Here is a 6,525-nt window from a genome sequence, read left to right as displayed (position 1 = left end):
CCCCCATCCACCACCACTACCCCCTGGGCCACACTGCAAAACGGCTCCGACATTCGCGGCGTTGCCCTAGAGGGTGTCGCGGGCGAAGCGGTCAACCTCACCGCCGAGGTAGTCACCACCCTGGGTAAAGCCTTTGCCGCCTGGCTATCAGCAGAGCTAGAGCGGCCTGTAGACGAGCTGACCATTGCCATCGGGCGCGACAGTCGGCTGTCTGGGCCTGAGCTGATGGGGGCTGCGATCGCAGGCATGGCCTCCCTAGGCTGTCGAGTGCTGGATGTGGGCATGGCCTCGACCCCGGCCATGTTTATGAGCACGGTGCTGCCCGAGTTTGCCTGCCACGGCGCAATTATGATGACCGCCAGCCACCTCCCCTTCAACCGCAACGGCCTGAAGTTTTTCACCCGCCGGGGCGGCCTCGGCAAAACAGATATTTCGCGCATTTTAGATCTGGCTGAGCAGGGTAGCTTCGCTGCCGCCGCTCCCGGCTCTGTCGAACACCACGACCTGATTGCCGCCTACGCCGCAGGCCTGGTGCAAAACATTCGCCAGTCGGTCAACCATCCCGACCATTTTGACCAGCCGCTGCAAGGGCTCAAAATTATTGTCGATGCAGGCAATGGGGCAGGCGGCTTTTTCGCCAGCCAGGTGCTCGAACCCTTGGGGGCCGACACCACCGGCAGCCAGTTCCTCGACCCCGATGGCACCTTTCCCAACCACGTACCCAACCCCGAAAATGCGGTAGCAATGGCCTCAATCTGCCAGGCCGTGGTGGCTCAGGGGGCCGACTTTGGCCTAATTTTCGATACCGATGTCGATCGCGGTGCCGCCGTTGACCACGACGGGCGCGAACTCAACCGCAACCGGCTGATCGCGCTGATTTCGGCGATCGTGCTGCAAGAGCACCCCGGCACCACCATCGTCACCGACTCCACCACCTCCGATGGGCTGACCCGGTTTATTGAAGACGACCTGGGGGGCGTTCACCATCGCTTTCGCCGGGGCTACAAGAATGTGATCAACGAGGCGATTCGACTAAATGAAGTGGGCCAGCCCAGCTGGCTTGCGATCGAGGCTTCAGGCCACGGGGCGATGAAAGAAAACTACTTTTTAGACGATGGCGCTTACCTGGTCAGCAAGCTGCTGGTCGAACTAGCCAAAGCTCGCTTGGCTGGCAAGCGGTTCAGCGATTTGATTGCCACCCTGCAAGACCCCCACGATAGCCAGGAGTATCGGCTGACGATTTTAGCTCCCGAGGCTCAGGCCCACGGTGCCGAGGTGATGAATCAGCTGAAAGCCTTTGTCGATACTCAGCCCGACTGGTCGGTTGTGCCCAGCTACGAAGGGGTACGCGTCGCCTGTTCAAAGCCGGATGAAAACGGCTGGTTCATGATGCGGATGTCGCTACACGATCCGGTACTACCGCTCTATATTGAGTCGAACGTGGCGGGTGGAGTGGCTAAAATCGGCGATCGCCTGAGGGCATTTCTAACAACCCTGACCGATCTCGATATCTCGGCTCTGGAAACGTAATGCTTGACAAACTCAACAAGATTTTTAGCTTTGGCGTCATCCTACTTCTACATCTTATTAAGCAAGTCGCAGAGGAGCGCACGACCCGCTTTTGGGAAACCTCTATTCTCAATGCCGTCAAACAAATTCAGCGCACCAACCAACGACGTAAAGCCGGGGGCATGTACTTGACCCTGCAGGAACTTCAAGACACCCTGGAAGATGCCTACGACTCTGCCCTACGGCAGGCAGCATTAGAAGCGTTTGAAGGTCGCTATGATGCAGCGGAGTTGAAGCAGAGGGTCAATCAAAAGGCCGTGATTAACCAGGCGATCGCGCTAATTGTAGGCTCTGAAACAGATCTAGCGATTGGCTAAGGCTCTGCGGTTATCAGGATTTAGAATCATTGGTTGAGGATAGTGTAGATTTGCCGTGATCTTGGCCCTGTGTCAACTATCAGGCGATCGCGTTTACTCTAGAGCCGTGAGGCACACTCACAACCGTCAAGGCTATGAACTTATGGTTACTTTTTCAAACCTGCCCAGGTGGGCGATCGCAGGCCTGGCCTTCCCCTTAATCTGCCTCAACGGCTGGCTGCTGTATCGGCTGGCAGGAATTTTTCAGCCCGCTACCAGCATAGTGATCACCGCCACTCTGATCGCCTTTCTGCTCGACTATCCCATTGACTGGTTAGAAAGACGGGGCTTAGCCCGCAGCCTAGCGGTGCTGCTGGCGGTGCTGCTGGCAGCTGTGGTCACCTCTGTTTTAGTTATTTTTCTAGGCCCGCAGCTGTGGCAGCAGCTCAACGACTTTGCCGAACGCCTGCCGGGATGGATCGATCGCGCCAAAACCCAGCTGCTGCTGCTCGAAGATCGAACCATCTTCCAAAATTTGCCTTTCAACCTCGATCAGCTGACGGTGGAAGCGGCTAATCAGCTTACGAACGCCCTGCAAGCAACCACTACCCAAGCCATCAGCGTTACCCTCAGCACCCTTGACAGTGCTATCAACCTGCTGATTACAGCCGTTTTGGCCATTCTGTTAGTCATTAACGGTGACCCGCTGTGGGAAGGCCTGCTGAGCTGGTTGCCAGCCCCCTGGCAAGCACAAATTCGCAGCTCGCTCAGGCCCAGCTTCCAGGGCTACTTTTCAGGACAAGCCACCCTGGCACTGATTTTGGCGGTGGCCCAATCGACCGCCCTGATTTTGCTCAACGTGCCCTTTGGTTTGCTGTTTGGCCTGGTGATTGGCCTGGTCAGCATTATTCCCTTTGGCGGTACGGTAGCGGTGCTGGGGGTGAGCACTCTGCTGGCGTTTCAAGACATTTGGCTGGGCCTCAAGGTACTGGGGGTCGCGATCGTGCTGGGGCAAATCAACGACAACTTGGTGGCCCCGCGCCTGATGGGCGGCATCACCGGGCTCAACCCGGCGATTATTATCCTGGCCCTGTTGGTTGGGGCCAAGTTTGCCGGTTTTTTGGGCCTTCTGCTGGCCGTACCCACTGCCAGCTTCATTAAAAAAGTCGCCGACAACGTGCGTGAGCCGGGGCGCGAGCCGGAGATAGAGCCCCTTCAGAGCGGTGTTCTAGAGTCTAAGCCGCTCTAGGGACACCTGATAATTCACGACTACTAACTCTCTTTGTCAACGCTACTAATGTCCCCTAGCCCCTTTGGGGCAGCTTCGCCAATGACTCTGCTTAGGGAACGCTGGCTGAGCGAAGTCGAAGCCAATGATAGGTGACATCAATCGGGAGAATTGCCCTAAAGATAGCCGTCCCTAGCCCCTTTGGGGCGGCTTCACCAACGACTTCGCTCAGGGAACGGCTATGACGCTTCGCTAGCTTTCAACTTTTGCCCGAGCCGCCTTCAAAATACTGTCGAGCAAGCCCGGAAACGCCGCGTCTAGATCGTCGCGGCGCAGGGAGTTCATGTGCTGTGTACCCTGCTTGCGGCAGTGCAGCACCCCGGCCTCGCGCAAAATTTTGAAGTGGTGGGAGAGGGTCGACTTCGCCACCCCCAAATCGAGATCAGAGCAAGATAGCTCATCGTTAGCGGCTAGCCGCTGCACAATTTCGAGCCGCACAGGGTCGCCCAAGGCATACAAAACCCCATCCAGGGCAATGTCTTGGCAGTTGGGATGATGAATAGGTCGCATAGTTGCATTATGCCACAGGGAGCGCTATAGTTTAATTGTTCGAGTTTTTCGAATAATTGAAATTCGCCCAATCGGCGGAGGTGTGCCAATGTCCGTAGTTGCAGATATTACCCAAGAGACGTTTCAAACCGAAGTGCTGAAAAGTGATGTGCCCGTGCTGGTCGACTTTTGGGCTCCGTGGTGCGGTCCCTGTCGCATGGTAGCCCGCGTGGTTGATGAGGTAGCACAGCAGTACGAAGGCCAGCTCAAGGTGGTTAAGGTCAACACCGACGAGCAGCCCGGCATTGCTTCCCACTACGGCATTCGCAGCATTCCCACGCTGATGGTGTTTATGGGGGGCGAAAAAATGGAGCAGATGGTTGGGGCTGTGTCTAAGGACACCCTCTCCAAAGCCGTTGAACCGTTTCTGAGCTAACCAGTAGGGGCAAACGGTCGTTTGCCCCTACCCAACCCATGCCGTTATTTAGATTCTTCTTGGCTTCAATTCAATGAGGGCAAATGGCATTTGCCCCTACCTGGGTTATGTCGCTAGGCCGCCATCCCTAGGTTTTGCCTCAGTTCCTATCAGGGCGAATGCCATTCGCCCCTACATGACCTATACGATTTTGCGGAATTCCTTAGCACTGAGCATCTTAAAGGAGATCATCATGTCCACTGAAAAGAATCTGTTTACGCCTATTCAATTGGGTGCGTACGAGCTACCCAACCGGATTGTGATGGCTCCCCTCACCCGCAACCGAGCAGGAGAAGGCAATGTGCCTCAGCCGTTGAATGTGACCTACTACGAGCAGCGGGCATCGGCTGGGTTAATCATTACCGAGGCCAGCCAGATCTCTCCCCAGGGAATGGGCTATCCCGCTACCCCCGGCATCCACAGTGCCGAACAGATTGCTGGGTGGCAAAAGATTACCCAGGCGGTTCATGCCAGGGGCGGGCGCATTTTCCTCCAGTTGTGGCATGTGGGTCGCATTTCGCACCCGTCTTTGCAGCCCGACGGGGCAACGCCAGTCGCTCCCAGCGCCATTCAGCCCCAGGGCGACGCTATGACCTATGAGGGCATGCAGCGCTTTGTCACGCCGAGGGCTTTGGAGCTAGACGAAATTCCCGGCATTGTGAACCAGTATCGCCAGGCGGCCAAGAATGCTCTAGAGGCAGGCTTCGATGGGGTTGAGGTGCACGGGGCCAACGGCTACCTGCTCGACCAGTTTTTGCGCGATGGCAGCAACCACCGCACCGATGCCTACGGCGGCCCGGTTGAAAATCGCGCCCGCCTGCTGCTGGAGGTGACCGAGGCTGTGGCGGGCGTGTGGGGTGGAGACCGCGTCGGCGTGCGGCTGTCGCCCAGCAGCACCTTCAACGACATGACCGACTCTGACCCCAGGGCCACCTTTGGCTACGCCATTCAAGCGCTGAATCAGTTCAACCTGGCCTACCTGCACCTGCTCGAACCCAGCGAATCTGATCTGCGGCACGGCGGCACGGCCATTTCCACCAAAGAGTTTCGCCCGCTATACGACGGTCTATTGATGGTGAACTGGGACTACGACCAGGAGGCTGGTAATCGAGCGATCGCCAGCGGTGATGCCGACTTAGTCTCCTACGGCAAGCTCTTCATCGCCAATCCCGACCTGCCCCAGCGCTTTGCAAAGAACGCACCGCTCAACGAGCCCAACCCCGACACCTTCTACGGCGGCGGGGCCGAAGGGTACATTGATTACCCTGCGCTTGAGGCGGTGGCCTAGTCGGTTCTATGCCAGCGAATATTTTGCTATAGGCACATCAGTCTGGGGTGAGCCAGGGCTTACCCAAGAACTTGACTCACCTTGTGGGTTCTATGGCTAAAGCCCTTGGGCCACAGGGGTCGCGACCAGACCACCAAAGCGCCTTTGCCGCTGCTGGTACCACTGCAAAGCCTGGTGAAAAGCGGCGCGATCGAACTCTGGCCAGAGCACATCGGTAAAGTACAGCTCGGTGTAGGCCAATTGCCAGGGCAAAAAGTTGCTTAGCCGCTGTTCGCCGCTGGTGCGAATCAGCAGATCTGGGTCAGGCAGCGGATAGGTCAGCAGCGCGCGCGATAGAGTCTCTTCGTCTATCTGCTCAAAGGATAGGGCACCGCAGGCCACCTGCTGAGCAATCTGCCGAGTAGCTGCTACCAGTTCCTGACGGCCACCGTAGTTGACCGCCACATTAAACTGTACGCGCTGATTGGAGCGGGTTACAGTCATGGCCTCTTGCATGAGGTCTTGCAATCGTTCTGGCAGGGGCGACAGGTCGCCCAAGAACTGAATGTGCACGCCCTCGCGCTGCATTTCAGCCAGTTCGCGGCGCAGCAGCCGGTCGAACAAACGCAATAAAAAGGTGACTTCTGTCATCGGTCGCCGCCAGTTTTCGGTTGAAAATGCATAGACTGTTAGCGCTCCAATGCCCCAGTCTTTGCAACAGCGCAGCAGGTCTTTTACGGTTTTGGCCCCCTGGCGGTGACCCGCCACTCGCGGCAGCCCCTGCTGGGTAGCCCAACGACCGTTGCCATCCATAATCACCGCCACGTGGGCAGGCAAGGCTTCGGGATGGATGTCTGCTGGCAGGGTTGAATAATTGATGGGTTGAATCATAGGTTGAACCTCCTTAAAAACATAGGCATCGGTAGGGTGCATTCGCGGCCTTCGGCAACCTCAGCAAATTCTCAGAATCTGTTTGGGGCCGCAATGCACCGGAGAGATATTCCCCCGTGCGTAGGATGTATTCGCGGCCCGGTAACCCCAGGGATATTTATGCGGTGAGTGGTGCATTGCGGCTCAGCAGTTAGAGGGTAGGCGGCAGAGGTTTCTTGGCCGCGAATGCACCCTACGGGTGGGTGGGGTT

At 57.2% G+C, this 6,525-nt stretch carries 7 protein-coding genes; 5 read left to right on the top strand and 2 right to left on the bottom strand.

Annotated elements, in window-relative coordinates:
- Positions 1-33: 33 nt before the first annotated feature.
- The 3 genes from IQ273_RS28900 to IQ273_RS28890 all read left to right on the top strand — a co-directional run bounded on the left by IQ273_RS28900 (position 34) and on the right by IQ273_RS28890 (position 3,114).
- A complete protein-coding gene (locus IQ273_RS28900) occupies positions 34-1,530 on the top strand; it encodes a phosphomannomutase/phosphoglucomutase (protein WP_194026566.1) in 1,497 nt (498 codons plus the stop codon).
- Entirely contained in the window at positions 1,530-1,886 is a 357-nt protein-coding gene (locus tag IQ273_RS28895) for a DUF29 domain-containing protein (RefSeq protein WP_228054097.1), read from the top strand. The genes IQ273_RS28900 and IQ273_RS28895 overlap by 1 nt, the downstream gene beginning before the upstream one ends.
- A gap of 142 nt (positions 1,887-2,028) precedes the next feature.
- Positions 2,029-3,114 (top strand): AI-2E family transporter, encoded by a 1,086-nt coding sequence (locus IQ273_RS28890; RefSeq protein WP_194026565.1) that lies wholly within the window; start codon positions 2,029-2,031, stop codon positions 3,112-3,114.
- A gap of 231 nt (positions 3,115-3,345) precedes the next feature.
- On the opposite strand, the gene IQ273_RS28885 is transcribed toward IQ273_RS28890, so the two are convergent.
- Complete coding sequence (locus IQ273_RS28885; RefSeq protein WP_194026564.1) at positions 3,346-3,663, bottom strand: helix-turn-helix transcriptional regulator; 318 nt, start codon at positions 3,661-3,663, stop codon at positions 3,346-3,348.
- A gap of 88 nt (positions 3,664-3,751) precedes the next feature.
- Between IQ273_RS28885 and trxA the strand changes: the two genes are divergently transcribed.
- Together trxA and IQ273_RS28875 are read left to right on the top strand one after the other, a co-directional pair.
- Positions 3,752-4,078 carry a thioredoxin gene (trxA, locus tag IQ273_RS28880; protein ID WP_194026563.1) on the top strand — a complete coding sequence of 109 codons (327 nt, stop codon included), beginning with the start codon at positions 3,752-3,754 and terminating at the stop codon, positions 4,076-4,078.
- 232 nt (positions 4,079-4,310) lie between these two features.
- A complete protein-coding gene (locus IQ273_RS28875) occupies positions 4,311-5,405 on the top strand; it encodes an alkene reductase (protein ID WP_194026562.1) in 1,095 nt (364 codons plus the stop codon).
- A 96-nt stretch (positions 5,406-5,501) separates the two neighbouring features.
- On the opposite strand, the gene IQ273_RS28870 is transcribed toward IQ273_RS28875, so the two are convergent.
- Entirely contained in the window at positions 5,502-6,275 is a 774-nt protein-coding gene (locus tag IQ273_RS28870) for an isoprenyl transferase (RefSeq protein ID WP_194026561.1), read from the bottom strand.
- Between the last annotated feature and the right edge of the window lie 250 nt (positions 6,276-6,525).

Source organism: Nodosilinea sp. LEGE 07298, assembly GCF_015207265.1.
Lineage (GTDB): Bacteria > Cyanobacteriota > Cyanobacteriia > Phormidesmidales > Phormidesmidaceae > Nodosilinea.
The sequence above is the reverse complement of the archived record's forward strand: the minus strand, read 5'-3'. Positions and strand labels throughout refer to the sequence as shown.

Excerpts from the sequence above, each read along its gene's own strand:
- IQ273_RS28895 (WP_228054097.1), top strand. The coding sequence starts at position 1,530 with ATGCTTGACAAACTCAACAAGATTTTTAGCTTTGGCGTCATCCTACTT.
- IQ273_RS28890 (WP_194026565.1), top strand. The coding sequence starts at position 2,029 with ATGGTTACTTTTTCAAACCTGCCCAGGTGGGCGATCGCAGGCCTGGCC.
- IQ273_RS28885 (WP_194026564.1), bottom strand. The coding sequence starts at position 3,663 with ATGCGACCTATTCATCATCCCAACTGCCAAGACATTGCCCTGGATGGG.
- trxA (WP_194026563.1), top strand. The coding sequence starts at position 3,752 with ATGTCCGTAGTTGCAGATATTACCCAAGAGACGTTTCAAACCGAAGTG.
- IQ273_RS28875 (WP_194026562.1), top strand. The coding sequence starts at position 4,311 with ATGTCCACTGAAAAGAATCTGTTTACGCCTATTCAATTGGGTGCGTAC.
- IQ273_RS28870 (WP_194026561.1), bottom strand. The coding sequence starts at position 6,275 with ATGATTCAACCCATCAATTATTCAACCCTGCCAGCAGACATCCATCCC.